This window comes from Nonomuraea sp. NPDC049028 (genome assembly GCF_043197735.1).
Lineage (GTDB): Bacteria > Actinomycetota > Actinomycetes > Streptosporangiales > Streptosporangiaceae > Nonomuraea.
Window position 1 is genome coordinate 538,466 of sequence record NZ_JBICTR010000008.1, and the last position, 24,133, is coordinate 562,598.

Consider the following 24,133-nt stretch of genomic DNA (forward strand, 5'->3'; position numbering starts at 1 on the left):
CGTCGGACGCATCACTCGTGGCGGTGCGGCGACACTTCGGCGCGCGTCGAACTAATTCGCGGCCAGACTGATTCCTCGTTGATCACGAGGCGCGACCCGAATGAGGAGCCCCAGAACCATGACATCGAGCCACGACATCGCCCTCTACGCACCCGGTGCGGTCCTTTGAGAGTCCACTGATCCGCCGCAGCGCAAGCGGTTCCGCACCAACTACTTCACAGACGGCCGCACGCTGATCTGGGAGTATCCGCGGTCCACGCCTGATGGAGACCAGATGGACTTTGTCGAGACGATGGAGATCGATGCCCCGGCGCTGGTCGTCGAGAGGTCGCTCGCATGGACGATGCATGTACCGGTCGAACGGCGCAGCCCAACGGTGACGTAGACGGCTGGCCCCAATAGTCCCGACGTGAGCGTGCGCTCAAGCGAGCGAGTCGCCGCGGCCTTCCGCCCGGGCCGGGCAGACCGACGCCGAGGTGATGGCTCATGTCGAGTTCGAACCGGCCATACAGGTTCAGGTCTCGAAGATCGCTGCACACGCTCGGGCCCGGCATTCGGCCGCGCCGTACGACCAGGGGGAGATGAAGACCTTGACAATGCGGTGGACCACCGATGTGACGCCAGATGATCTGATGGGCATGCGCCGGGCCGCAGCATGACATTTTCCGTTCCTGTCCTTCTGGTGAGCGGAATCGCCTCGTTACGAGAAACGCCCTTCCGCGTTGTCGAGGTCGTCACGGCGGCGCAGGTGATTCAGCGGAAAGGCGCGCTGGCCGATGGGGTTCACCTCGCCATCGTGGATCCAGGCCTGACGCCCAGCGACGACGACATCTTTTCCGCGCTCCATCTCCGCAACGCCGGAAAGACCGCGGTGGTGGGCAATCCCGAACTCGTTCCCGGCGACCTCCTCGAGCCGATCCATGCCTACATGGCGGCCTGCAGGTCCACCGCGACACCTGTCCAGACAGAGGTCCTCCTCATGGAGGACGCGACGCCGTTGTACGACATCCACCGAATCGTAAAAGCCTTCGAAAGGCAGATGATCTGATGGGCCTGCCCTCCAAGCCGCTGCGCGTGGCGCTGCTCCTCGGTGGCGCCAGCGCCGAGCGTGACGTTTCGATCGCCTCCGCCGCGGAGGTCATCCCGGCCCTACGCGGGCGCGGCCACAGCGTGGAGGTCTTCGACACCGTCAAGGGCCGGCTCAGCTCCGCCGAGGAGGAGCGCGTGCTGGCGGCGACGGTGGGACACGCGCCGCCTGACCTGGCCCTGCGGCCCGTCGTGGGCATGGCGCCCCGGCTGGTGGAAGAACTGCTGGGCGCGGACCTCGTCTTCCTCGCCCTGCACGGAGGAGCGGGGGAGAACGGTGTCATCCAGGCGATCCTGGACTCGGCGGGGCTGCGCTACACCGGCAGCGGCCACCTCGCCAGCGCCATTGCCATGGACAAGGACCTGAGCAAGCGGCTCTTCCGTGCGGAGGCCATACCCACTCCTGACTGGGTGCTCCTGGAGCCGGATGACGATCCCGGCGGCATCCCGTTCGAGATCACCCCCAGCAGCCCGGTAATCGTCAAACCGAACGCGCAGGGGTCCACCGTCGGCCTGACCCTGGTGAAGAGGCCGCAGGATTTGCACGACGCCGTCAGGACCGCCCGAATGCACGACGCCGGTGTGCTCGTCGAGCGCTTCGTGCCCGGACGGGAATTCGTCGTCGGCGTCCTCGACGGACGGCCGCTGGCTGTGGGAGAGATCAAGCTGGGCGTCAAGGAGATCTTCGACTACGAGGCCAAATACCAGCCGGGTGTCGCGCTGGAGATCTTCCCTGCCGGCATTTCCCCGGAATTGACGGCCGAACTGCAAAATCTCGCGGGCCGGGCGCACGAGATCCTCAAGGCGGGCTCCTACAGCCGCGTGGATTTCCGGCAGGACGAGGCGGGACACCTGTGGTGCCTGGAGGTGAACACATTGCCCGGCCTGACCGCGACCAGCCTCTTCCCTCAGGCCGCGCAGGCGTCGGGGGTCTCGTTTCCCGAGCTCTGCGAGCGCATCTGCCGATCGGCGGCAGACGGATGACGGCCGTCGAGTTCGAGCACGTCGCCATCAGGGAGAACGGAGATCCCTTGGTGGATCTCCGTTCCTACCCCTTCGATCTGTCCCCCTCCTATTTTCGGCGGGGCCTGTCACCGACCAGCGCGATGTACGTACGTCATGCGGTCGCCCGCATGCTGGTCAGCATCCAGCGCAGCCTGGCTCCGCTCACCTTCAGGATCTGGGACGGCTGTCGGCCGCGGTCCGTGCAGAGCAACATCTACCTGCGCTACCTCGCGAACCTTCGAGTCACGCACCCGGAGATGGACGAGGCCGAACTGCGCAAGCAGGCGGAGGTCTTCGTCACCGAACCAGGAGATCCGCGACGCGTCCCTCCCCATGCCACCGGCGGGGCGGTGGATCTGACACTGCTGGACTGGGCTGGACAAGAGCTCGACATGGGGACGGCCTTCGATCACTTCGGTCCCGAGTCGGCGGCGCTCTACTTTGAAGACCGCCCTGGGAACTCCCTGGTCAGGGACAACCGGCGGAGACTGCGGGACGCCATGATCGGTGCCGGCTTCCGCTGCGATGCCGACGAGTGGTGGCATTTCGACTTCGGCAACCAGATCTGGGCGGCGCATTACAAGGAGCCGGAAGCCTTCTACGGCGAGATCGGCTGGCGCGGGTTGAGGCCTTGCACGCCCACAAGCGACGAACTGGGCGACCAGGAGCCGGGGTGACGTCCACTGGCAGCGATGGCGTGCGGGGGAGTCGTTCAATTCGATGGGGCGTGCCCATGCACCATGTCCGGAGCTTCTTGGCGCAGACCGGAGGCATCCGCCATCGGCCACAGCGACGCGCCAAGGCACACCTTTCGGCGGCCGAGCGGGAGGTGATCTCGCGAGGGCCGGCGGCCGGAAGTCCGGCGCCGGCCCGGCGGCTGAACCGGGCTTCTTCGGCGAACCCTCGCCAGATCGCCCGTTACGGCGGACGCGACGCCTACCGCGCCGTCGTGGCCGACCAGGCGGCCTACCAGCGTGGGACGTGGTGACTTAAAACGCCGAGTGGGAGCGGCTCCACCCGCTGCTGGCCCCAAGCCGGCCAACGAGGCGGGCGATGGAACGATCACCGTACGACGCGCGTTATGACAAACGCGCCTACGTCTTCCTCGGCACCGTCACCCTGGCCGCCCTGGTCATCTGGCTCCGTACCTGATCTAAGAAACAGCCCTTAGTAGCGCTGCGGCTCCTCGGGGACGAGGATCCACATGGCCACGTAGACCACCCAGAGCGGTCCGGGGATGAGCGACAGCAGCAGCCAGAGGATCCGGACGAGGGTGGGGGGCAGGCCCATCTTGTCGGCGAGACCGCCGCAGACGCCGGCCAGGATTCTATGCTCTCGTGAGCGGTACATCGTTTCCTCCGTGTGGTTGCACCTATCTGGAAAACGGATGTCCAGGCTGGAGATATCCCACTAGGCACCCTGAGAAAACCCTGAGAGGGTCAGCCACTCGTGTGCCTGGGCGAGGTGTTGGCTGGTCAGGCCCTGTCTCGGATCAACATGAATGAGCAGGAAATCATCGAGACCCTGAGTGCCCCTGAGGTATTCCTCGTCCTCCAGCCATACCTGGTCGTCGAACCATACGAACGGTCTGCGGCCGACATAAGCGGCTACGTGCGGGGTTTTAAACATTTCCCCGTACAAACCCCCCTGGTCCGGTCCCATGGGAATGACGGGCAGCTCGGGCAGGCCGAGCCGGGGACCGATCCACTCGTTGGCGTGCTGCTCCCAGGTCGTCGCCCAGACCAGCTCGGCCCCGGTGACCAGGGCCAGCTCCAGCAGCCTGGTGCCGTGCCTGGCGTTGAGCTGCACGGTGTAGACCTGGTCGCCGACCGTGCACTGGTAGCGGCGGAAGTCGGGCGTGGGCCGGCTGAACGGGTTGAGCACCCCGTCGACGTCGATCAGCAGCAGCGGTCTCACCGGACCGCCCGGTGCCCCTGCGGGCTGCGGTCTCACCGAACCGCCCCCCGATGCTCCTGCGGGCTGACGCCGCGTACTCGCTTGAAGGCCGCGCTGAGCGCGAACGGGCTGCCGTAGCCGACCTGCCTGGCCACCGAGCCGACCGTCGCGTCGGGCTCGCGCAGCAGATCGGCGGCAAGAGCCAGCCGCCAGCCGGTCAGGAACGCCATGGGCGGCTCGCCGACCAGCTCGGTGAAGCGCCTGGCCAGCGAGGCCCGCGAGACGCCCACCTGCGCGGCCAGCGCGGCGACCGTCCACGGGTGTGCCGGGTTGTTGTGCAGCATCCGCATGGCCCGGCCCACCACCGGATCGCTCTGCGCCCGATACCAGGCCGGCGCCTCGTGGGTGGCGAACCACGACCGCAGCACGGAGATGAGCAGCAGGTCGAGCAGCCGGTCGAGGACCGCCTCCTGCCCCGGCTGGTCCTTGACGATCTCGGCGCCCAGCAGCGGGACGAGCGGGTCGCCCCGCTGGACCAGCAGCGTGGGCAGCGCCTCCAGCAGCCGCCTGCTCACCTCTCCCTCCATGAGGTAGGCGCCGGTGATCATCACGGTCTCGCCGTCCGCGGCGTTGCCCCAGGTGCGTACGCCCAGGTCCATGGCCTGGGCGAGCGACTCCCCGTCGACCGTGGTGCAGTGCTGGCCGGGGTGGATGACGATCTGCGGCGGCGTGGCCGGGTTGTCGGCCACCGTGTACGGCTTGGGCCCGCGGATGATCGCCACCTCTCCAGGACACAGCCGGACGACATCCCCCTCATCGGGCACCATCCACGCCTCGCCACGCACCATCACCACCACCGTGAGCGGGGCCTCGTCCTGGATGCGCAGCGACCAGGGCGGATCGAGCAGGCAGCGGAGCATGAAGGCGCCCCTCGCCCGCGGACCGTCGAGCAGGGCGGCTAGCTGGTCCATGGGTTAGACGATCGCATATGGGATTGCGCTTCTCAACCATGGAGAGTCTCAGACTTCGGCGGCTTACTTGAGCCATGACAACTTTGGTGCTGGGCGGCACGGGCAAGACCGGCCGCCGCGTGGCGAACAGGCTCACCGTTCTCGACCACCCGTGGCGGATCGGCTCCCGCTCCGCGCGACCGTCCTTCGACTGGACAGACCGATCCACGTGGGCGCCCGCGTTGGACGGGGTCGACTCCGTGTACGTGACCTACTATCCCGACCTCGCCTTCCCCGGCGCCCTGGCAGACATCCAGGCCTTCACCTCGCTCGCCGTGGCCGGCGGCGTCGGCCGGCTGGTCCTGCTCTCCGGCCGGGGCGAGCCGATGGCCGAGGCGGCCGAGCAGGTCGTCCAGTCGTCCGGGGCCGACTGGACGATCGTGCGGTGCAGCTGGTTCATGCAGAACTTCAGCGAGGGCTACCTGCTGGATCCCGTGCTCGAAGGGGTCATCGCGCTGCCGATCGCGGACGTGCCCGAGCCGTTCGTGGACGTGGACGACATCGCGGACGTCGTGGTGGCGGCGCTGACCCAGGAGGGCCACGGCGGCAAGCTGTACGAGCTGACCGGGCCGAGGCTGCTCACGTTCACGGACGTGGGCGCCGAGCTGTCCAAGGCGACGGGCCGGGACATCGTCTACGTGCCGGTGACGGCCGAGGAGTTCGCGGCCGGGGCCCGCGAGCAAGGCGTGCCCGAGAACGAGATCGAAGGGCTGAACGGGCTGTTCGCCGAGGTCCTGGACGGCCGCAACGCGCACCTCGCCGACGGCGTCCACCAGGCGCTCGGCCGGCCCGCCCGAGACTTCACCGACTACGCCACCGCGAACAAGGCGATCTGGACCGTGCGTTGACGCCCCCTGGACCGCGCGCCACGCACCACCTGGACCGTGCGCTCAACGCACCACTTTGGCCGGATCCCAGCCGGGGCCGGGCACCGAGGCCAGCAGCAGGCGCGTGTAGGGGTGCTCCGGCTCGGCCAGCACCCGCTCGACCGGGCCCCGCTCCACGACCACCCCCCGATGCAGCACCAGCGTCTCCTCGCACAGGTGCCGGACCACGGCCAGGTCGTGGCTGACGAACAGCAGGGCCACGCCCGCGTCGCGACGTACCTGGGCCAGCAGCTCCAGGATCTGGGCCTGGATGGAGACGTCGAGTGCGGCCACGGCCTCGTCGAGCACCAGCACCGACGGCTCGACCGCGAGCGCTCTGGCGATGGCGAGGCGCTGGCGTTGGCCGCCGCTCAGCTGGTGCGGGCGCGCGCCGGCCTCGCGGCTGCCCAGGCCCACCTGGTCGAGCAGTTCGGCGGCGCGGGCGGGCGGCTTGCCGTGCAGGCGGAGCGAGGTGTGCAGGCATTCGGTCGCGGTCAGCCGGGGGTCCAGGGAGAGGTAGGGGTCCTGGAAGACCATCTGGATCTCGCGTGCTCTTCGGAGCCTGGCCGCCTTGCCGCGCTCCTTCGGGCCGCGGGGGCGGCCGGCCACGGTGATCGTGCCGGAGTCGGGAGTGACCAGGCCGACGAGCATGCGGGCGATCGTGGTCTTGCCGGAGCCGGACTCGCCGACCAGCCCGAGCGAGCCGCCCGGCGCCAGCTCGAAGGAGACCTCGTCGGCGGCCACGGTGCCCTGGAAGGACTTGCTGAGCTTCTCTACGGCCAGCATCAGGCCTCCACGAGGCGGCAGGCGGCCGAGCCGCCCGCGACGGTCAGGGGCCGCGGCTGCCAGGCGTCGCAGTCGCCGGTGGCGTGCGGGCAGCGCGGCGCGAACGGGCAGCCGGTGAACGCGTCGTCGAGCGACGGCGGCCGGCCGGGAATGGGGCGGATCGGGCGCGGGTCGCCGAGCTCGGGCGTGCAGGCGAGCAGCCCGGCCGTGTACGGGTGCCGCGGGTCCGCGAACAACTCCTTGGCCGACCGCGACTCCACCACCGCACCGGCGTACAGCACGTGCACCCGGTCGCAGTAGGCGGCGGCCAGGTGCAGGTCGTGCGTGATGAACAGCATGCCGAGCTCCCGTTCGGCCTGGATCCGGCGCAGCAGCGCGAGCGTTTCGGCCTGGGTGGTGACGTCGAGCGCGCTGGTCGCCTCGTCGGCCAGGAGCAGGGCGGGGTCGGCGGCCAGCGCGGCGGCGATGACCACGCGCTGGAGCATGCCGCCGGACAGCTCGTGCGGGTACTGCCGCACGCACCGCTCGGGGTCGCGCAGGCCGACGGCGGCCAGCAGCTCCAGCGCCCGCGTACGGGCCTCCGCCTTGGACCGGCCCAGGGTGAGCACCATGCGTTCGGTGAGGAAGTCGCCGATCCGGCGTACCGGGTTGAGCGACGAGCGCGGATCCTGGTAGATCATCGACACCTGGGCGGCCCGCAGGTCCCTGAGCGCCGCCGGGCTCATCGAGAGCACGTCGTCGCCGGAGACCAGCACCCGGCCCGACACTCGCGCCCCCTGCGGCAGGAGGCGCAGCACCGCGCGGGCGATCGTGGACTTGCCCGAGCCGGACTCGCCGACCAGACCGACGACCTCGCCCTTGCCGACGCTCAGCGACACCTCGCGCAGGATCGGCCGCCGGCCGCCCGCCTCGATCGTGAGGTCCTCCACGGAGAGCAGCATCAGATTCCCCTCACGCCCATGCGGTCGGCGAGCCGTACGCCGATCACGTTGAACGACACGACCACCAGGGCGATGGCCGCGCCGGGCACCAGCACGGGCAGGAAGGCGCCCTGCACGATCGCCGGCTGCCCCTCCTTGACCATGAGGCCCCAGTCGGACGACGGCGGCTGCGCGCCGAACCCCAGGAAGCTCAGCGTGGCCAGGCTCATCAGCCCCTCGCCGAACAGCACCACGAGGTAGCCGACGATCGAGCGCCCCATGTTCGGCACCAGGTGGCGCACGCAGATCGCCAGCCCGCCCATGCCCTGCACCCGATAGGCGTCGATGTACGGCTTGCCGCATTCGGCCAGCGCGACGCTCCTGGTGTACTTGGCGATCGTCGGCGCGTAGGCCAGGCCCAGCGCGATGACCGCCGTGGTCATGCCGTTGCCGAAGACGGCCACGATGAGCACCACGAACAGCAGGCCGGGGAAGGCGTACATCACGTCGGTCACCCTGGACACCACCGCGTCGACCCAGCCCCGGTGCCAGGCGGCCAGCGTGCCCAGGGCGACGCCGAGGGCCGAGGCGATGGCGAGTAGCAGCAGCGGGCCGACCAGCGAGGTGCGGGCGCCGTACAGGATGCGGGTGAGCAGGTCGCGGCCCGACTGGTCGGCGCCGAGCAGGTGCTCGGGCGAGACCGGCGCGAGCGAGGCGCCGAAGTCGACCGCGTCCGGCTCGAACGGCGTGACCAGCGGCGCGCACACCGCGCCGACCACGACCAGGCCGAGGAAGGCGGCGGCGAGCAGGTAGCCGAGCGGCCGGGCCGGTCGCGGCGACAGCGTGGCAACGGCGGTCATGTCCGCCTCCTTGCTCGGGGGTCGATCAGCGGCTGGACCAGCTCCACCAGCGTGGTCACCACGATGTAGGCGGTGACCATGAGCAGCAGCACCGCCTGCGTCACGGGGAAGTCGTGCGTGTTGATCGCGTTGACCAGCAGCGAGCCGATGCCGCTGAGGCCGAACGCGGTCTCCACAGTCACCGTCCCGGCCAGCATCCCGGCGGTCACCAGCCCGCACATGGTCACGATCGGGCCCAGCGCGCCGCGGAAGACGTGCCTGACCACGATCAGCCGCTCGGACAGCCCGGAGGCGCGGGCGACGGTCACGTGGTCGAGCTCGCGCTGCTCGACCATGGCCTGCCTGGTGACCCGGCTGATGATCGCCAGCGCGCCGAGCGCCAGCGTCACGGCCGGCAGGGTCAGGTGCCAGAGCGAGCCGCCGCCCATGACGGGGAACCAGCCGAGCCGGACGCCGAACAGCGAGATCAGCACGGTGGCCACCACGAACGGCGGCACGGAGGTGGCGAACGTCGTGCCCGCCACCACCGCCGCGTCGGTCCGCCCGCCGCGTACCGCCGCCAGCACGCCCAGCGCGATGCCGAACACCACGAACAGCACGGCCGCGTAGGCGACCAGCCCGAGCGTGCTCGGCAACCGCGCCGCCAGCAGGTCGCCCACCTGGTCGTTGTACTGCGTGGACCGGCCCAGGTCGCCCGTCACGGCGTCGCCGAGCCAGCGCCCGAACTGGACGAGGAACGGGTCGTCCAGGTGGTACTGCGCGCGGACGGCCGCCAGGTATTCAGGCGTCAGGTTCTCCTTGCCGCCCGCCAGGAACGTCACCGGGTCGCCGGGCGCCGCGTACGACGCCCCGAAGATGACGAACGAGGTGACCAGCAGCGTCGCGACCACCCCGGTCAGCTTGCGGACCATGCTCAGCCCTTGGCCCCGAGGTCGGCGGCCCACGGGTAGCCCATGTAGACCTGGGAGGCGGGCGGCCCGGTCACCTTGCCGCCGAGCACGACCGCGGACGGCACCTCGACGAGCGAGATCCACACCATGTCGGCGGTGAAGCGCCGCTGCAGCTCGATGACGTCCTTGGCGCGCTGGGCGTCGTCGGTGCCGGCCAGCGCCTTCGCGACAAGAGCGTCGTATTCGGGCGAGCTGAAGCCGACCCAGTTGTTGGCCGAGCCCGTCAGGCCGTTGTCGTAGAAGCCGATCGGGTCGGACTTGGTGATGTACCAGTCGTCGGGCACCAGGTCGACCTGGGCGCGCAGCGACTTGTCGGTGTAGAAGCTACCGAACTCCGACGGCGGCACGGTCTTGATCTGCGCGGTGAGCCCGATCTTCTTGGCCGCGTCGACCACCGCGTTGGCGATCACCGTACGGGTCTCGTCCCCGTTGGTGGCCACCACGATCGGCTCCTTGGGCGTACCGGCCTCCTGGACCAGCTTCTTGGCCTCGTCGAGTGACGGCGTCTCCGGCGCGCCGGACAGCTGGTCGTAGGCCGTCTGGAAGGCCTGCTTCTCGTACGACCAGGCGCCCGCGCCCACCGGCACCTTCCACGGTCTGGCCAGCCCGGCGAACCCGGACTTGGCGATGCCCGCCCGGTCGACCGCCAGCGACAACGCCCGGCGGATCTTCGGGTCCTTCAGCACGCCGCGGTCGGTGGGCAGCAGCACGAACACCCGCGTGGTGGGCCCGTAGGCGACGTTGACCGCCTGGTTGCCCTGCAGCGCGACCGCCGGGCCGGTGCTGGAGAGGTACGCGCCGTCGGCCGCGCCCGTCGTCAGGCTGTTGACCAGCGCGGTGTCGCCGGCCCATTTGAAGGTTACCGTCTTGGTGAGCGGCTTGACGTCCTTGTTCCAATAGGCGTCATAGCGCTCGATGGACAGCTCGGTGCCCGACTTCCAGTCCTTAACCTGGTACGGCCCGCTGCAGGCGTCCTCGTGGCCCGGCGTTCCGTACTCCTTGCCGAGCTTGTCCACGACCTTCTGGTTCAGCACGATGCCCGCGCCGCCCGCCATGGCCTGGACGAACAGCGCGTTCGGCTTCTTGAACGCGATCGTGACCCGGCCCTCGCCGGACTTGCTGATCGACTCGACGTCCTCGAACTCGTCGGACTCGTCCATGCCCTCGCCCGAGTGCCGCTTCAGGCTCCACACGACGTCGTCGGCGGTGACCGGCGAGCCGTCGTGGAAGGTGGCGTCCTTGCGCAGGGTCATGACCATGGTCTTGGGGTCGGGCTGGTCGATCTTCTCGGCCAGCCACGGCTTGACCGTCATGTCGGGCTGCGTCTGCATGAGCCGCTCGCAGACGTTGGCCAGGACCGTGCGGTTGTCGGTGTTGCCGTCGATGTCCATGTCCAGCGTGCCCGGCTCCTCGTCGAGCAGCCAGGTGGCCGAGTCGAGCGCGCCGGTCGCCTTGGCCGTCTGGTTCACCAGCGTGAGCTTGGCCGGGTCGGGCGCCTTGGTGGTGGCGGCCGGGCCACCGCACGCGGCGGTGAGACCGATCAGCCCGGCCACAGCGAGTGTCTTCTTCACAACGTCTCTTCTCCGTGCGGTCCGTCGTAGAGGTTCCAGGGCACGCGCTCGTACTCGTGGTCGCAGGGCGTGCCGGCGGCGATCAAGTAGTCGCCCGTGGTGAGGTCGACACAGCTCGACAGCAGGGTGGCCCACTGCTTGACAGGGGGCTGGCTCTCGTCCGGGTGGGTGCAGAGCGACTCGGGGTAGCCGAGGTGGTCGGACATGGCGTGCCGGATCAGCTTGCGCGCCTCGTCACTGCCGGACGCGTGGCGTACGGCGCGCAGCCCGCCCTCCGCGCGCGGCACCCGGAACAGCGAGTCGGCCGAGCCGGGGCGGTAGGTGGCGGCCAGCTGGGGCGGCATGAACGCCTGGTAGTGGTTGCCGTGCACGAGCAGTCCGTCGGTGGGATACATCCAGCCGACGGCGCCGGGCGTGGTCTCCAGGTCGATCGCGAAGCCGGCGCGGTGGGTGACCAGCGCGTTGCTGGCGATGTGCGCCCGCGACTTGGTCAGCGCCTCCAGCGCCGAGTTGAGGTCGGCGCTGTCGAGGACCCGGCGCCTGATCAGCGTCTGCGGCACGCCGATCGCGTCGTCGAAGCGCCCGCCGAGCCCGTTGGCGTTGAGCGCGATGCCCGCCGAGTTGGCCCCCTGCCGCCCGACCTGGCCCGCCTCGACGTGCATGATCACGGTGGGCTTGCCCGGCTGGACCACCCTGAGCACCATGACCGTGTCGGCCACGCCGGCCCGCCAGTCCCAGTTCTGGCCCGCGTAGACGTGGCCGTCGCCGGACGCCTGCTCCATCAGGGCGAAGGAGGTGCACCCGTCCGGCTCCATGGAGTTGAACGTGGTGTCGTAGATGATCTCCCCACGCGCGTTCAGCGCGACGATGTCGAGGAACTCGACGCCGGCGCCCTCCGCGATGCCCTCCATCTCCTCCACCAGGTCGGGGGCGAACGCCTTGCTCGGCTCCACCCAGCGCGCCGCCCGCTGCGTCACCTGTGGCCAGTCCAGGCCGCTGGAGTGGGCGAACGCCTCGGCGTAGTAGGCCAGCGCCCGGTGGATCCGCTCGCGGGCCTGCTCGCCGTACTGGCGCCCGCGTTCTCGCGGACCCCCGGCGATCTCGACGACGGGCAGGGATGTGAGGCTCAATGGTGCTCCTTGGACCGGCCGCTGCCTGTAACGTTCATTTCAGTGAGGCAACGAGTCCGTAGCGGTCGTTTCCAGGAAAGAGTAATGAGCGCTACACAGGAGTCAAGGTTCGTAATGGAAAATTCACACAGTCCGATCGAGCAGCTCAGGAGCACGGTGAAGCAGCTCTGGGACGAGCTGTCTCCCGCCGAGCGCGCCGTGTGCCAGTTCTTGATCTCCGCCGCGCCCGAGCAGATCCTCTTCTCCAGCGCGCAGGAGCTGGGCACGGCCTCCGGCACGAGCAACGCCACCGTGATCCGCACCATGCAGCGGCTCGGCTTCGGCGGGCTGCCGGGGCTCAAGCGGGCGCTCGCCGGTGAGTTCACCTCGGCCGTGGCGCCCGACGTACGCATGCGGCAGCGCATCAGCCATGTCGGCCACGACCTGTCGGCGATCTGGGACCGGGTCTTCGACGAGGCCCGCGAGCGCCTCGACCACGGCCGCCGGCTCTATGACGCGGAGGCGTTCCAGCGCGCGATCGAGGTGATGGCCCACGCGAGCTCGGTGCTTGTCTACGGCGCGGGCGCCTCCGAGCCGTCTGCCCGTTACTTCGCGCTCAAGCTGGGGCGCCGTGGTCACCGGGCCCGCGCGGTCTCGGCCACCGGCTTCGCGCTGGCCGACGACCTGCTCTCACTCCAGCACGGCGAGGCCGTGGTCATCTTCCAGCCCGGCCGCAAGCTCAGGGAGCTCACGGTGCTGATCGACCGGGCCCACGCGGTGGGCGCCGGCGTGATCCTCATCTCGGACGAGTTGGGCGGCACTTTCGCCGACCGGGTCGACGCCGTACTGGCCGCCCCCCACACGCCCACCGGCATCAGCGCCGAGCCGCTGACCGGCATCATCGTGGCCGACGCGCTGCTGCTGGCGCTCGATTCGCTCGACGAGAGCCGTTCCGTCGAGCATTCCCACCAGCTGACCGCACTCCGCGAGCAACTGCTGGGCCCCCGTATCCGCTAGCCTCGCCTCGTCACTTACGCGGGTATGGGGAAGGTGTAGTCGTGATCGGCTGGCTCGAAGCGGTGGTGCTGGGGCTGATTCAGGGCCTCACGGAGTTCCTGCCGATCTCCTCAAGTGCCCATATTCGCGTGGTGTCCGCGTTCTTCGGCTGGCAGGATCCCGGCGCCGCGTTCACGGCGGTGATCCAGCTCGGCACCGAGACGGCGGTGCTGATCTACTTCAGGAAAGAGATCTGGGAGATCATCTCCACCTGGACCCGCGCCCTGTGGACGCCCGAGCTGCGCAGCCACTACGCCGCCCGGATGGGCTGGTACGTGATCGTCGGATCCCTGCCCATCGGCATCCTGGGCCTGGTGTTCAAAGACCAGATCGAGACGGTCTTCCGCGACCTGCGCCTGGTGGGCACCACGCTGATCGTCTTCGGCATCATCCTCTGGTTCGCCGACTACACCGCCCGCAACAGGCTCACGCTGGAGAAGCACCTGAGCTTCACGCACGCCATCGTCTACGGCTTCGCGCAGGCCCTGGCGCTGATCCCGGGCGTCTCCCGCTCCGGTGGCACGATCACGGCGGGTCTGCTGCTCGACTATCGGCGCGAGGACGCCGCCAAATACTCCTTCCTGCTGGCCATCCCCGCGGTCCTGTCGTCGGGCCTGCTGGAGGTCGCCCAGATCGGCGGGGGCCAGGCACCCGACTGGGGGCCGACCATCCTGGCGACGGTCATCTCGTTCGTCGTCGGCTATGCGGCGGTGGCCTGGTTCCTGAAGTACATCAGCCAGCACCGCTTCACCGGGTTCGTCATCTATCGCATCCTGCTCGGGCTGTTCGTCATCCTCGCGGTCACCATCGGCTGGATCCCCGCCCAGGGCTGAGCCACTCACCGGCGTATGCGATGAGCCGCCTGGTGGGAGCTCGTACGGCGGCGGGGCAGCGCCAGGAGGACCACCCCGAGCAGCGCCCAGGCCGCCAGCACCCCTAGTGGCGTCCCCAGCGCGGCCCCGTCGAAGTAGACGGTGTTGCGCACCACCTCGCTCCCCGGTTCCACCGGCAGGAAGCGGCCGATCGCGGCGTACCACTCGGGAATGAACCGCGCCCCGATCGGGCCGCCGCTGGCCGGCAGCCCGATCGGGATGAACAGCAGCGCCGCCAGCACCATCCCCCCGATGCCGACGGTCTTGAGCAGGCCCGAGACGACCAGCCCGATGGTCAGCACGATCCCCGCCGACACCACGACCAGCCAGCCGTATCTGCCGGGCAGGGCGCCGAGCACCACGTCCGCGAGCCAGGCATTGACCGAGGCCGCCACCAGGGCGCCCGCCACCATCACCCCGACCCGCAGAGCCACGCCGTGTCCTGGCGCGACCTTCGTGAGCAGCAGGGCCATCGCGAGGCCGGGCAGCACCAGGCTGAGCACGTAGAACATGCCGGACGTGCCGCCCACGTCACCAGCGGCGAGCGGCACCGCGTCCTCCACCCGCAACGCCCGGCCCCGCGCCTGCTCTGCGGCTTGGAAGGCCCCGGTGATCGCGGCGGCGCCCGCGCGCCCGCCCGCGCTGGCCACCACGAGCCTGCCCTCCCGCGGGACCAGGATCGCGTCCACCTCCCGGCCGAGCAGGGCCTCGTGGGCGACGTCGACGGAGGTGTATTCCCGCAGGTCGAAGCCGCCGGGCTGCTTGTCTTCCATGGCGCCCGACAGCTGGTTCACCAGCGTGTCCGGCCCGACCACCGCGACCGGCACGCCGTGCGGCTCCGGCTCGAAGAACGTCCCGAGGAACGACCCGGAGAAGAGCATGCCGAGCAAGGAGACCCCGACGAGCACGCCGATGATCTTCCTCATAGAGATTCACTGTCTGTTGACTTCATCACTGTTGAATTCATGGCCGTCGAATTCTACATAGATGAATTTCCGTAGTTGAATGGCCCCATGGCCGAAGAACGCGGAAGGCGCCCGGGCAGCCCCCCGACCAGGACGTCGATCTTGGAGGCCGCGGTCGACTCCTTCACCGCGCAGGGCTACGAGCAGACCACGATCAGGGCCGTGGCCCGCGCGGCGGGTGTCGATCCGGCGCTGGTGATGCACTTCTTCGGGAGCAAGGAGGGGCTGTTCCGCGCGGCGATCGAGCACAGCATGCCGGTCCGGCTGATGGCCGAGGCCCTCGACGGCGACCCGGAGCACATAGGCGAGCGGCTGGTGACCAGATATCTGTCGCTCTGGGAGCATCCCGCGCACGGCCCGCGGCTGACCGCCATCCTTCAGGCGGCCGCCGCCACCCCGGCCGCGGCCGACCTGGTGACGAACCTCACGCGGGTGGATCTGCTCGGGCCGCTCGCCGAGCGGCTGCCCGGCGACCACGCCGAGATCCGCGCGCTGCTCGCCGGGTCGCAGCTGGTCGGCATGGCCATGTTCCGCTACGTGCTCAAGGTCGATCCGCTGGCCTCGCTGCCCGTGGACCGGGTGGCGGCCCTGGTGGCGCCCAACGTACAGCGCTATCTGACCGGCACGCTCTCGCTCGACGAGCTGACCGTCTCCGGCCGATAGGTCACCAGCGTGAAGACCAGCGCCAGCAGCGCGAGCCCGGTGGCCAGCACGATCACGCCCGCTCTGCCGTACCCGTCAAGCGCCAGGCCGCCGGTGATGCCCGCCACGAACAACCCGACGTACTGCGCCGAAGACAGCAGTCCAAGACCGATCGGCACGTTGTGCGGCACGGCCGCCACGGTCCTGTACTGCTGCGCCGGCGCGACCAGCCACCCGAGCGCGCCCCAGCAGAGCGCCCACACCAGGGCGATGGGCAGGGCGAGGTTGGCGACCGGGATGAGCGCCATGAACACCGTCGAGGCGGCGATGCCGATCAGCACCATCCGCCGCGGCCCGTACAGGTCGGTGAACCGCCCGCCGACCTGGTTGCCCACGACCCCGCCGATCCCCCACGCCCACAGCACGGCCGGCAGCGGCAGGTCGAACAGCGAGCCGATATAGGTGTAGGCGGCGAACCCGGCGGCGAACATCAGCAACTGCGTCGTCAGCACCGCCAGCACCCGCCGGTCGGCCAGCGGGGCGAACCGGTCGGCCAGCCGTCCCGTGGCCTCGATCATGACGTCGGGCACCACGGCGACCACCCCGGCGAAGCCGAGGACGCCGAGCGCGACCACGAGCCAGATCGTGGCCCGCCAGCTCAACGCGGACCCGAGCCAGGTACCCAGCGGCACGCCGATCGCCGACGCGACGCTCAGGCCGCCCATCACCAGCGCGAGCGCGCGACCACGGCGTTCGGGCGAACTCAGCGCCGTGGCGACACCGGAGGCGGTCGGCGTGAACATCGCCGCCCCCGCCGCCGCGACCACGCGGGTGACCATCACCAGCGGGTACGTGGGCGCCAGCGCGGTCAACGTGTTGCCCAGCACGAACACGGCCAGCGCGATCAGCAGCACCCGCCGGCGCGACAGCCGCGCGGTCAGGGCGGCCAGCACCGGCGACAGCAACGCGTAGGCCAGCGCGAACACGGTCATCAGCTGGCCGGCCGCCGATAACGAGATATCCAGATCATGTGAAATGGGCGCCAGCAGCCCGGCGGTGACGAACATGCCGGTGCCGACGGCGAAATTCCCGAGCGCGAGAGGATAGAGCCGACTGCTCACTGAGTCTCCTTCAGTTTGATGCTCATCAAACTGGACTATCGTTGGATTGTTGTCAAACAATGCGACGGAGGTAAGGTCGGACCATGCGCCTGCTTCCCCATCCGGCCACTGCCGACATCCAGCTCACCGAGGTGTTGCGGGCGCTGTCCGATCCCATACGCATGGAAATCGTCATCCGGCTGGCCAGCCGCGGCGAGATAACGTGCACGGCGGCGGGCGACGACCTCGGCGTCCACAAGTCGACGGCCTCGCACCACTACCGAACGCTGCGCGAGGCCGGGGTGATCATGTCGAGACAGGAGGGGCGGCTGAAGTACATCAGCCTGCGGCGCGACGGCCTCGACGCCCGCTTCCCCGGCCTGCTCGACGCGATCCTTTCGGCGGCTCATGTCCCGGTCTGAGCGACGGCCCGCGTTCGACGGCCTACCGCTGCCCCAGCCTGACGGGCGGCCGGTGTCCCCGGCTGATGGACTGCCCATCCAGCAGGTCCTGCCCGAGCTGCTCAACGTGCTCGACCGCGCCGGGTCGGCCGTCCTGACCTCACCGCCCGGCACGGGCAAGACCACCGTCGTCCCGCTCGCCCTGGCGGCGGCCGGGCTACGGGTGCTGGTGGCGGAGCCGCGGCGACTGGCCGTACGAGCCGCGGCCAAACGGATGGGCGTCAGCTATACGATCCGCGGCGAACGGCACACCGGCGCGAACCCCCTGGTGGAGGTCGTCACCACCGGCGTACTCCTGCAGCGGCTCCAGCGCGACCAGGAGCTTTCTGGCGTGGACGTGGTGATGCTCGACGAATGCCACGAACGCCACCTCGACGCCGACACGGCGCTCGCTTTCCTGCTCGACGTACGGGACACGCTCCGCCCCGACCTGCGCCTCCTCGCCGCCTCGGCCACCGCGGACGCCGCCCCCTGGTCCCGCCTGCTCGGCGACGCGCCGATCGTCCGCGCGTCGGGCGCGACACACCCTGTCGAGATCGTGTGGACGCCACCGGTACGCCCGGTCGCCCCGCCGCACGGCCTCCGGGTCGACCCCGCGCTGCTCTCGCACGTGGCCCAGGTCGTACGGCAGGCGCTGGCCGAACGGGAGGGCGACATCCTGTGCTTCCTGCCCGGCACGGGCGAGATCGCCAGGGTGGCCGCCCAGCTCGGCAGTGGGCTCTCGGGTGGTGTCGAGGTGCTTCAGGTGCACGGGCAGGCGCCGGCCCAGGTCCAAGACGCGGTGCTGTCGCCCGGGTCGGCGCGCAGGGTGGTGCTGGCCACGTCGGTGGCGGAGTCGAGCCTGACCGTGCCGGGGGTGCGGGTGGTGGTGGACTCGGGCCTGGCCAGGGAGCCGCGCACCGACCACGCCCGGGGCCTCGGCTCGCTCACCACCGTACGGGTCTCGAAGGCATCGGCCGACCAGCGCGCCGGCCGGGCCGGGCGGGAGGCTCCCGGCACGGTGTACCGGTGCTGGACGGCGGCGGAGCACGAGCGGCTCGCCGACCACGCACGGCCGGAGATCGCTTTGGCGGACCTCACGGGGTTCGCACTCCAGGCCGCCTGCTGGGGTGCCCCGGACGCCTCAGGCCTCGCCCTGCTCGACCCACCACCACCTGCCGCGATGACCGCCGCCACCCGCACCCTCCACACCCTGGGCGCCCTGGAACCAGCCCCCGGCACCACCACGCCCTGGTACGGGCCGGACGACGGCACCGACCATGTGACCGGCGACAGCACCGGCCAGGTAACCGGTGGTGGCACCGACCGGGTGATGTGGCGAGTGACCGCGCGGGGGCGACGGATGGCACTGGTCGGCGTGCACCCGCGCCTGGCCAGAGCGCTCCTCGACCTGGGACCGCGCGCCGCCGAGGTGGTGGCGCTCCTGTCCGACCAGCTCCCCCGCGACGCGGGTGACGACCTCGTGGAGATCTGGCGCTCGGCCCGCCACGGCCGCGACGGCTTCACAGCCCGCTGGCGCCAGGAGGTCCGCCGCCTCACAAGAAGCACCCCACTCCAGGACCGGGGACCCGCGTCACCGGCCAGGCGGGAGATGACCGACGACGCCGTGGCCGGGCTGGCGGTGGCGTTGGCGTTTCCTGAGCGGGTGGCACGGCGGCGGGGCGGTGGATACCTGATGGCGTCCGGCACCCAGGCGCAGTTGGCCGGGGGGTCGCGGCTCGGCGAGGCGATGTGGCTGGCCGTGGCGGTGGCCGACCGTCCCACCGGCTCGGCGTCGGCGCGGATCCGTCAGGCCGTGGTGATCGACGAGGAGACCGCCAGGCTGGCGTTCCCGGTGACCACTGAGGAGGAGATCGCCTGGCGCACCCCGCCGGGCGAGCGCCGCGGCGACGTGTCCGCCCGCGTCGTCGAGCGGCTCGGCGCGATCGAGCTCTCCGCAACCCCGCTCAAGAACGCCGACGTACGCGAGGCCATCCTGTACGGCCTGCGCACCGAGGACGTACTGACCTGGACCAAGGAGGCCACCGCCCTCAGGGACCGCTTGGCGTTCTGCCATCGCGAACTCGGCGACCCGTGGCTCCCGATGGACGACCTGGCGGAGATCGCCGAACGCTGGCTGGAGCCGGAGCTGTCCCGCGCCCGCCGCCGAGCCGACCTGGAGCGCATCGACGTGGCCACCGCCCTGAAGCGGCTGATCCCATGGAGCCGGCGACTGGACGAGGTGGCGCCCGAGCGCGTCGCGGTGCCCAGCGGTTCCCGTGTCCGCGTGGACTATTCGGGCGGGCAGCCGGTGCTGGCGGTCAAGCTGCAGGAGTTGTTCGGCTGGACGGAGACGCCGAGGATCGCGGGTGTGCCGCTCCTCGTACACCTGCTCTCCCCCGCCGGACGCCCGGTGGCGGTCACCGCGGACCTTGCGTCGTTCTGGCGCGAGGGCTACCGTGCGGTCCGCGCGGAGCTACGCGGCCGCTACCCCCGGCACCCCTGGCCGGAGGACCCGCTGACCGCGGCCCCCACCCGCCGCGCGAACCCGAGATGACCCCCGCGGCCGAACGGGAGCCGAGATGACCGATGACCGGCTGCTTGAGGCGGCGCGCAACAACGCCGAGTGGTGCGACGCGGTGTGCCGCTCGCACGGGTCCCCCGGCACGTTCAGCGCGCTGAGCTGGACCAACGCCGGCGTCACCCCGACCTACTATCCCGATGCCGTCACCCTCTCCCCCGAGGCGACGTGGGCCGACCTGCTGGCCGGGGTCGAGGGCAAGCGGAGCGCCTCGGCCAAGGACAGCTTCGCCGTGCTCCAGCCGCCACCCGGGTGGAACCTGCTGTTCGAGGCCAAGTGGATCCACCGCCCGGCCCCCACGACGACCGGCGAGGCCATCGCCCCGGCGGCGACCGGGGATCTCATCGCCTGGGAGGCGGTCCGCGACGCGGACACGCTCCGTGACTGGGAGCGCGCCTGTTTTCCGGCGGATGACACGGATCTGTTCCGGCCGCCGCTGCTGAGCGAGGTCACCGTGCTGGCGGGCCGGATCGGCGGCGACATCGTGTGCGGGTCCGCGCTCAACGCGAGCGGCAGTGTGGTGGGCGTCTCGAACGTGTTCGCCTTGGGCTGCGACCTGGACGCCGCCTGGTCGGGCACAGTGGCGCTGGCGGCCGAGCTGTTCCCCGGCCGCCCACTGGTCGGCTACGAGACCGACCCGGCCCCCGCGTCCCGGCACGGCTTCACCCCGATCGGCCCGCTCCGGGTATGGCTGAAGGCGTGACCCAGACGCGCCGCAACCCCGCAGACGACCTCACAGTACGTCGTCCATGGTCGGGTTCGTCAGTACCTCGACCGTCTCCGACCCCACCCCCACATCCTTGAACCCGCTGGACGTGGCGACACAGACCACCGGCCCATCGAAGTCCCGCCCCAGCTTGCGGTAGGCGGCCAGCCCCGCCGCTCCCGACAGCTCCTGCCACAGCCCCTGCCTGGCCAGCGCCCGCTGGGCCGCCCGCATCTCCTCGTCGGTGACCAGCAGCGCCTCGCCGTCGCTGTCGCGCACCGCCCGTACGCCCCGGTGGCCGCCCACCGAACCGCCGATGCCGTACGCGTCCGTGTGCCCGAGCGAGACGATCGCGGCCGGCGCCCCCGTGGCGACGGCCCGCGCGTGCGGACCGCCCGCGGCGGCCTCGCAGGAGAACATGCGCGGCGTCGTACCCGCCAGCCCGAGCCGGCGCAACTCGGTGAACCCCTTCCAGACCCCGTACAGCAGCTCCGCGTAGCCCGTCGGCGCGAACACCGCCGCCGGCACCCCGCCGAGCTGCAGGAACAGCTCGTACGCGATCGTCTTGTAGCCCTCGGCCCCGAACGGGTGCCCGGTGTGGGTGACGGTCAGGTTGCTGACCGGGTGGTAGCCGAGCCGGTCCACGATCTCGCGCATCAGCGGCCAGCGCGCCTCGACCGGCACGGCGAGCACCTTGGCCCCGTACGCGCGGACGAGCGAATGGACGGCGGGCGGCGCGTCGGCCGAGGCGAGCACGATGGCGGGCAGCCCGGCGCGGGCGGCGTACGCGGCGGCCGAGGCGCCGTGGTTGCCCGACGAGGCCACCACCACGCCCGGCGCCCCCGCGCCCACGGCCGCGCTGACGGCGACCCGGTTGAGCCGGTCCTTGTGCGACCAGGTGGGGTTGCGCGACTCGTCCTTGACGTACACGCCTTCCAGCGGGATCAGCGGCGTGCCGCCCTCGCCCAGCGTGGGCGCGTGCAGCGGCGGCAGCAGCGGCGACCAGCGCGCGAGGTCGGGCCCCGGCTCCTGCTCGAACAGGGTCGCGCTGACCCGCGCGTAGTCGTAGTCGACCTCGACCGGATAGGCCAATGACGCGGTGCTCGTCCTGGGGCAGCCGTGGGTCAGCGGCGGCCACAGCGGATACGTGATCGAGGGGTCGCCCAGGGAGCGCTGGCCGGTGGCCAGAGATGGTCCGTTCACGCGGACCAAGCGTAGACGCGCTATCATTGTGATATCACTTCGATAGCAAGGAGTCGGGATGGAACGATACGCCTTCCGCCTGAACGGTTTCCTGGTCCTCCTCGTCCTGCTGGTGCTCGCCGCCGTGGCGGCCATCGGCTCGCCGGAGGTTCTGGGCATCGGGTGGATCGTCCTCTTCGCACTGGTCGCCAGCGGGTTCACCGTGGTCAACCCGAACGAGGCGAAGGTGGTGCAGTTCTTCGGCCGCTACATCGGCACGGTCGAGGACGCGGGCTTACAGTGGGTGCTGCCGTTCACCAACAAGACCACGATCACGCTCAGGGTCCGCAACTTCGAGACGGCCAAGCTCAAGGTCAACGACGCCGACGGCAACCCTGTCGAGATCGCCGCGGTGGTCGTCTACAAGGTGGACGACGCGGCCAAGGCCAAGTTCTCGGTGGATGACTATGAGGACTACGTCGAGATTCAGTCGGAGGCGGCCGTGCGCCACCTGGCCACCACGCACCCCTACGACTCGCACGAAGCCGGTCGCACCAGCCTGCGCGACGGCACGGAGGTGGCCGCCGAGCTCACCGCCGAGCTGCGCGAGCGCACCGAGCTGGCCGGGATCGAAGTGCTGGAGGCGCGCATCACGCACCTCGCCTACGCTCCCGAGATCGCCCAGGCCATGCTGGTCCGCCAGCAGGCCGCGCAGGTCGTGGCGGCGCGTACCCGAATCGTCGAAGGCGCTGTGGGCATGGTCCAGCTCGCGCTCGATAGGCTGGCCGCCGAGCAGGTGGTGGAGCTGGACGAGGAGCGTAAAGCGCAGATGGTCTCCAACCTCTTGGTCGTCCTCTGCGGCGACCGGGCGATCCAGCCGGTGGTGAACACCGGCAGCCTGTATGCCTGAGCGCAAGAAGCTCCTGCTGCGCCTTGATCCGGCCGTCTACGACGCCCTCGCCAAGTGGGCGGCCGACGATCTGCGCAGCGTCAACGCGCAGATCGAGTACGCGTTGCGGCTCGCGCTGAAGCAGGCCGGCCGGGAGCCTCGCAACGAAGGGTGAAAAGCCGCACACTTTAAGCATGTTGTGGACAGGCAGGTCCGCCATCGAGATCGCGACGGCCGTACGTCGGGGTGAGGTCACGGCCGCGGCCATCGTCGAGGAACACCTTCACGCGATCGCCGAGCGCGATCCAGGAGTCGGGGCGTTCCGGCTGGTCAGAGAGCGGGCCCTGGACGAGGCGCGGGCCGTGCAGGAGCGCCGCGACCTGGCCGACCTGCCGCTGGCGGGCGTACCCGTCGCGGTGAAGGACAACCTGGAGGTCGCGGGCGAGGCCACCCGCGGCGGATCCGCCGCGACGGCGGACACGCCCGCGCCCAAGGACCACGAGACGGTCGGCCGGCTGCGCGCGGCCGGCGCGGTGATCGTCGGCCTGACGAACCTGCCCGAGCTGGGCCTGGTCGCCTTCGGCGACAGCGCCTACGGCACCGTGCGCAACCCCTGGAACCTGGCCCGTACATCCGGCGGCTCGTCGGCGGGCAGCGCCGCGGCGGTGTCGGCCGGGATGGTGCCGCTGGCGCTGGGCAACGACGGGATGGGCTCGCTGCGCATTCCCGGGGCATGCTGCGGGGTGTTCGCCATCAAGCCGGGCACGGGTCTCGTACCACCGCCGACGGAGACCTGGGGCGGCCTCACCGAGAACGGCCCGCTGGCCAGGAACGTGCCCGACCTGGCGCTGATGCTCTCCGTCCTGGCCGCCGACGAGGGCCTGGCCGAGTCCTGGCGCGGCGGCGAGCGGATCGAGCCCCGGCCGCGCATGCTCCGCTCGGTCTGGGCGGATGACGACGACGAGGTATGGGCGCCCCGGCCGCCGCACGAGACCCCGGAGCCCTTCGACCTGCGCGTGGCCTACGCCCCGCAGCCGCTGCCGGTGGGCCTGCCGATGGACCGCGAGTTCCAGGCGGCGGTACGCGCGGCGGCCGAGACCCTCAGGGTCGCCGGGCACACGGTCGTCGAGCACGAGCAACGCCTGCCGGCCGCCCTCGGCCCCGCCACGATCGCCACCTGGCTGACCCGCGCTTCCGGAGCGGCCACCGGCCTCGACCGCACGCGCCTGGAACCACGCACCCGCGCGCTGGCCCGCGCGGGCCGGGTGCTCCACGCGCTCAGACTGGACGGCGAGCGGGGCCGCGCCCGCTGGCACGGTTACGGCGCGGACCAGTGGTTCGGTGACGCCGACGTGCTCATCACGCCGACACTGGCCCGGATTCCGCCGAAAGCCGACCGCTGGGGCGAGCGCGGGCTCGCGCGCAACCTGCTGGCCAACGTCAGGTACGCGCCCGCCACCGGCGCCTGGAACATGTGCGGCTGGCCCGCGCTCACCGTCCCCATCGCCACCCACTCCAGCGGCCTGCCGATCGGCGTCCAGCTCATCGCCCCACCCGGCGGCGAGCCGCAACTCCTCGGCCTGGCCGCCCAGCTGTCGGCCGCCCACCCGCCGGTCCGGCCGCGCGGCTTCTCAAGCTGAC

General features: G+C 70.7%; 26 protein-coding genes and 1 pseudogene. 15 read left to right on the plus strand and 12 right to left on the minus strand.

Features of this window, described 5'->3' with window-relative positions; all coding sequences use genetic code 11:
- Positions 1–682: 682 nt before the first annotated feature.
- The 5 genes and pseudogenes from ACGFJ2_RS33095 to ACGFJ2_RS33115 form a co-directional block, all read left to right on the plus strand.
- Positions 683–1,048 (plus strand): hypothetical protein, encoded by a 366-nt coding sequence (locus tag ACGFJ2_RS33095; RefSeq protein ID WP_357959102.1) that lies wholly within the window; start codon positions 683–685, stop codon positions 1,046–1,048.
- Complete coding sequence (locus tag ACGFJ2_RS33100) at positions 1,048–2,070, plus strand: D-alanine--D-alanine ligase (RefSeq protein WP_357959105.1); 1,023 nt, start codon at positions 1,048–1,050, stop codon at positions 2,068–2,070. Before ACGFJ2_RS33095 ends, ACGFJ2_RS33100 begins: the two co-directional genes overlap by 1 nt.
- Complete coding sequence (locus tag ACGFJ2_RS33105) at positions 2,067–2,768, plus strand: M15 family metallopeptidase (protein WP_357959107.1); 702 nt, start codon at positions 2,067–2,069, stop codon at positions 2,766–2,768. The genes ACGFJ2_RS33100 and ACGFJ2_RS33105 overlap by 4 nt, the downstream gene beginning before the upstream one ends.
- 56 nt (positions 2,769–2,824) lie before the next feature.
- Positions 2,825–3,079, plus strand: a complete 255-nt coding sequence (locus ACGFJ2_RS33110; protein ID WP_358185433.1) for a hypothetical protein — start codon at positions 2,825–2,827, stop codon at positions 3,077–3,079.
- Positions 3,066–3,187 (plus strand): annotated as a pseudogene (locus ACGFJ2_RS33115) (IS5/IS1182 family transposase); the annotation flags it as partial. The gene ACGFJ2_RS33110 and the pseudogene ACGFJ2_RS33115, both read left to right, overlap by 14 nt.
- Positions 3,188–3,258: 71 nt before the next feature.
- On the opposite strand, the gene ACGFJ2_RS33120 reads toward ACGFJ2_RS33115, so the two are convergent.
- The 3 genes from ACGFJ2_RS33120 to ACGFJ2_RS33130 are packed head-to-tail and all read right to left on the minus strand — an operon-like array spanning position 3,259 to position 4,958.
- The gene (locus ACGFJ2_RS33120; protein WP_357959113.1) at positions 3,259–3,441 is read right to left on the minus strand and encodes a PspC domain-containing protein; all 183 of its coding nucleotides are present in this window, start codon (positions 3,439–3,441) and stop codon (positions 3,259–3,261) included.
- 60 nt (positions 3,442–3,501) lie between these two features.
- Positions 3,502–4,008, minus strand: a complete 507-nt coding sequence (locus ACGFJ2_RS33125) for an HAD domain-containing protein (protein WP_357959116.1) — start codon at positions 4,006–4,008, stop codon at positions 3,502–3,504.
- A gap of 32 nt (positions 4,009–4,040) precedes the next feature.
- Positions 4,041–4,958, minus strand: coding sequence for an AraC family transcriptional regulator (locus tag ACGFJ2_RS33130; RefSeq protein WP_393474949.1), 918 nt, complete (start codon positions 4,956–4,958; stop codon positions 4,041–4,043).
- A gap of 74 nt (positions 4,959–5,032) precedes the next feature.
- Between ACGFJ2_RS33130 and ACGFJ2_RS33135 the strand changes: the two genes are divergently transcribed.
- Positions 5,033–5,845 (plus strand): NAD(P)H-binding protein, encoded by an 813-nt coding sequence (locus tag ACGFJ2_RS33135; protein ID WP_393474952.1) that lies wholly within the window; start codon positions 5,033–5,035, stop codon positions 5,843–5,845.
- Positions 5,846–5,887: 42 nt separating this feature from the next.
- Here ACGFJ2_RS33135 and ACGFJ2_RS33140 read toward each other — a convergent pair whose 3' ends face one another.
- From ACGFJ2_RS33140 to ACGFJ2_RS33165, 6 genes are read right to left on the minus strand one after another with little or no spacing between them, the layout of a single operon-like run.
- On the minus strand, positions 5,888–6,649 hold the full coding sequence (locus tag ACGFJ2_RS33140) for an ABC transporter ATP-binding protein (RefSeq protein WP_393474955.1): 762 nt from the start codon (positions 6,647–6,649) through the stop codon (positions 5,888–5,890).
- Entirely contained in the window at positions 6,649–7,590 is a 942-nt protein-coding gene (locus ACGFJ2_RS33145; protein ID WP_393474958.1) for an ABC transporter ATP-binding protein, read from the minus strand. Before ACGFJ2_RS33145 ends, ACGFJ2_RS33140 begins: the two co-directional genes overlap by 1 nt.
- Entirely contained in the window at positions 7,590–8,429 is an 840-nt protein-coding gene (locus ACGFJ2_RS33150) for an ABC transporter permease (RefSeq protein WP_357959131.1), read from the minus strand. The genes ACGFJ2_RS33145 and ACGFJ2_RS33150 overlap by 1 nt, the downstream gene beginning before the upstream one ends.
- Positions 8,426–9,340: an ABC transporter permease gene (locus ACGFJ2_RS33155; protein ID WP_357959134.1), complete on the minus strand. Its 915-nt coding sequence runs from the start codon at positions 9,338–9,340 to the stop codon at positions 8,426–8,428. The genes ACGFJ2_RS33150 and ACGFJ2_RS33155 overlap by 4 nt, the downstream gene beginning before the upstream one ends.
- A gap of 2 nt (positions 9,341–9,342) precedes the next feature.
- On the minus strand, positions 9,343–10,950 hold the full coding sequence (locus ACGFJ2_RS33160; protein WP_357959137.1) for an ABC transporter substrate-binding protein: 1,608 nt from the start codon (positions 10,948–10,950) through the stop codon (positions 9,343–9,345).
- Entirely contained in the window at positions 10,947–12,080 is a 1,134-nt protein-coding gene (locus tag ACGFJ2_RS33165) for a C45 family peptidase (RefSeq protein ID WP_358185417.1), read from the minus strand. The genes ACGFJ2_RS33160 and ACGFJ2_RS33165 overlap by 4 nt, the downstream gene beginning before the upstream one ends.
- Before the next feature lie 114 nt (positions 12,081–12,194).
- Between ACGFJ2_RS33165 and ACGFJ2_RS33170 the strand changes: the two genes are divergently transcribed.
- Positions 12,195–13,076, plus strand: coding sequence for a MurR/RpiR family transcriptional regulator (locus ACGFJ2_RS33170; RefSeq protein WP_357959143.1), 882 nt, complete (start codon positions 12,195–12,197; stop codon positions 13,074–13,076).
- Positions 13,077–13,117: 41 nt separating this feature from the next.
- Positions 13,118–13,948 (plus strand): undecaprenyl-diphosphate phosphatase, encoded by an 831-nt coding sequence (locus ACGFJ2_RS33175; RefSeq protein WP_357959147.1) that lies wholly within the window; start codon positions 13,118–13,120, stop codon positions 13,946–13,948.
- Positions 13,949–13,953: 5 nt separating this feature from the next.
- Here the strand turns inward: ACGFJ2_RS33175 and ACGFJ2_RS33180 are convergent, their stop codons facing one another.
- A complete protein-coding gene (locus ACGFJ2_RS33180; RefSeq protein WP_358185413.1) occupies positions 13,954–14,913 on the minus strand; it encodes a hypothetical protein in 960 nt (319 codons plus the stop codon).
- An 87-nt stretch (positions 14,914–15,000) separates the two neighbouring features.
- On the opposite strand from ACGFJ2_RS33180, the gene ACGFJ2_RS33185 reads away from it, so the two are divergent.
- Positions 15,001–15,615, plus strand: a complete 615-nt coding sequence (locus ACGFJ2_RS33185; RefSeq protein WP_393474965.1) for a TetR family transcriptional regulator — start codon at positions 15,001–15,003, stop codon at positions 15,613–15,615.
- On the opposite strand, the gene ACGFJ2_RS33190 is transcribed toward ACGFJ2_RS33185, so the two are convergent.
- On the minus strand, positions 15,564–16,715 hold the full coding sequence (locus ACGFJ2_RS33190; RefSeq protein WP_393474968.1) for an MFS transporter: 1,152 nt from the start codon (positions 16,713–16,715) through the stop codon (positions 15,564–15,566). The genes ACGFJ2_RS33185 and ACGFJ2_RS33190 overlap by 52 nt on opposite strands.
- An 83-nt stretch (positions 16,716–16,798) precedes the next feature.
- Between ACGFJ2_RS33190 and ACGFJ2_RS33195 the strand changes: the two genes are divergently transcribed.
- The 3 genes from ACGFJ2_RS33195 to ACGFJ2_RS33205 are packed head-to-tail and all read left to right on the plus strand — an operon-like array spanning position 16,799 to position 20,418.
- Complete coding sequence (locus ACGFJ2_RS33195; RefSeq protein ID WP_357959159.1) at positions 16,799–17,116, plus strand: helix-turn-helix transcriptional regulator; 318 nt, start codon at positions 16,799–16,801, stop codon at positions 17,114–17,116.
- Positions 17,103–19,691, plus strand: a complete 2,589-nt coding sequence (locus ACGFJ2_RS33200; RefSeq protein ID WP_393474971.1) for an ATP-dependent RNA helicase — start codon at positions 17,103–17,105, stop codon at positions 19,689–19,691. Before ACGFJ2_RS33195 ends, ACGFJ2_RS33200 begins: the two co-directional genes overlap by 14 nt.
- Positions 19,692–19,716: 25 nt before the next feature.
- Positions 19,717–20,418: a hypothetical protein gene (locus ACGFJ2_RS33205; protein WP_393474974.1), complete on the plus strand. Its 702-nt coding sequence runs from the start codon at positions 19,717–19,719 to the stop codon at positions 20,416–20,418.
- A 30-nt stretch (positions 20,419–20,448) separates the two neighbouring features.
- On the opposite strand, the gene ACGFJ2_RS33210 is transcribed toward ACGFJ2_RS33205, so the two are convergent.
- A complete protein-coding gene (locus ACGFJ2_RS33210; RefSeq protein ID WP_393474977.1) occupies positions 20,449–21,624 on the minus strand; it encodes a pyridoxal-phosphate dependent enzyme in 1,176 nt (391 codons plus the stop codon).
- 58 nt (positions 21,625–21,682) lie between these two features.
- On the opposite strand from ACGFJ2_RS33210, the gene ACGFJ2_RS33215 reads away from it, so the two are divergent.
- The 3 genes from ACGFJ2_RS33215 to ACGFJ2_RS33225 are packed head-to-tail and all read left to right on the plus strand — an operon-like array spanning position 21,683 to position 24,132.
- The gene (locus ACGFJ2_RS33215) at positions 21,683–22,513 is read left to right on the plus strand and encodes an SPFH domain-containing protein (RefSeq protein WP_357959169.1); all 831 of its coding nucleotides are present in this window, start codon (positions 21,683–21,685) and stop codon (positions 22,511–22,513) included.
- The gene (locus ACGFJ2_RS33220; RefSeq protein WP_357649351.1) at positions 22,506–22,667 is read left to right on the plus strand and encodes a hypothetical protein; all 162 of its coding nucleotides are present in this window, start codon (positions 22,506–22,508) and stop codon (positions 22,665–22,667) included. The genes ACGFJ2_RS33215 and ACGFJ2_RS33220 overlap by 8 nt, the downstream gene beginning before the upstream one ends.
- A 19-nt stretch (positions 22,668–22,686) precedes the next feature.
- A complete protein-coding gene (locus ACGFJ2_RS33225; protein WP_393474980.1) occupies positions 22,687–24,132 on the plus strand; it encodes an amidase in 1,446 nt (481 codons plus the stop codon).
- Position 24,133 lies beyond the last annotated feature (1 nt).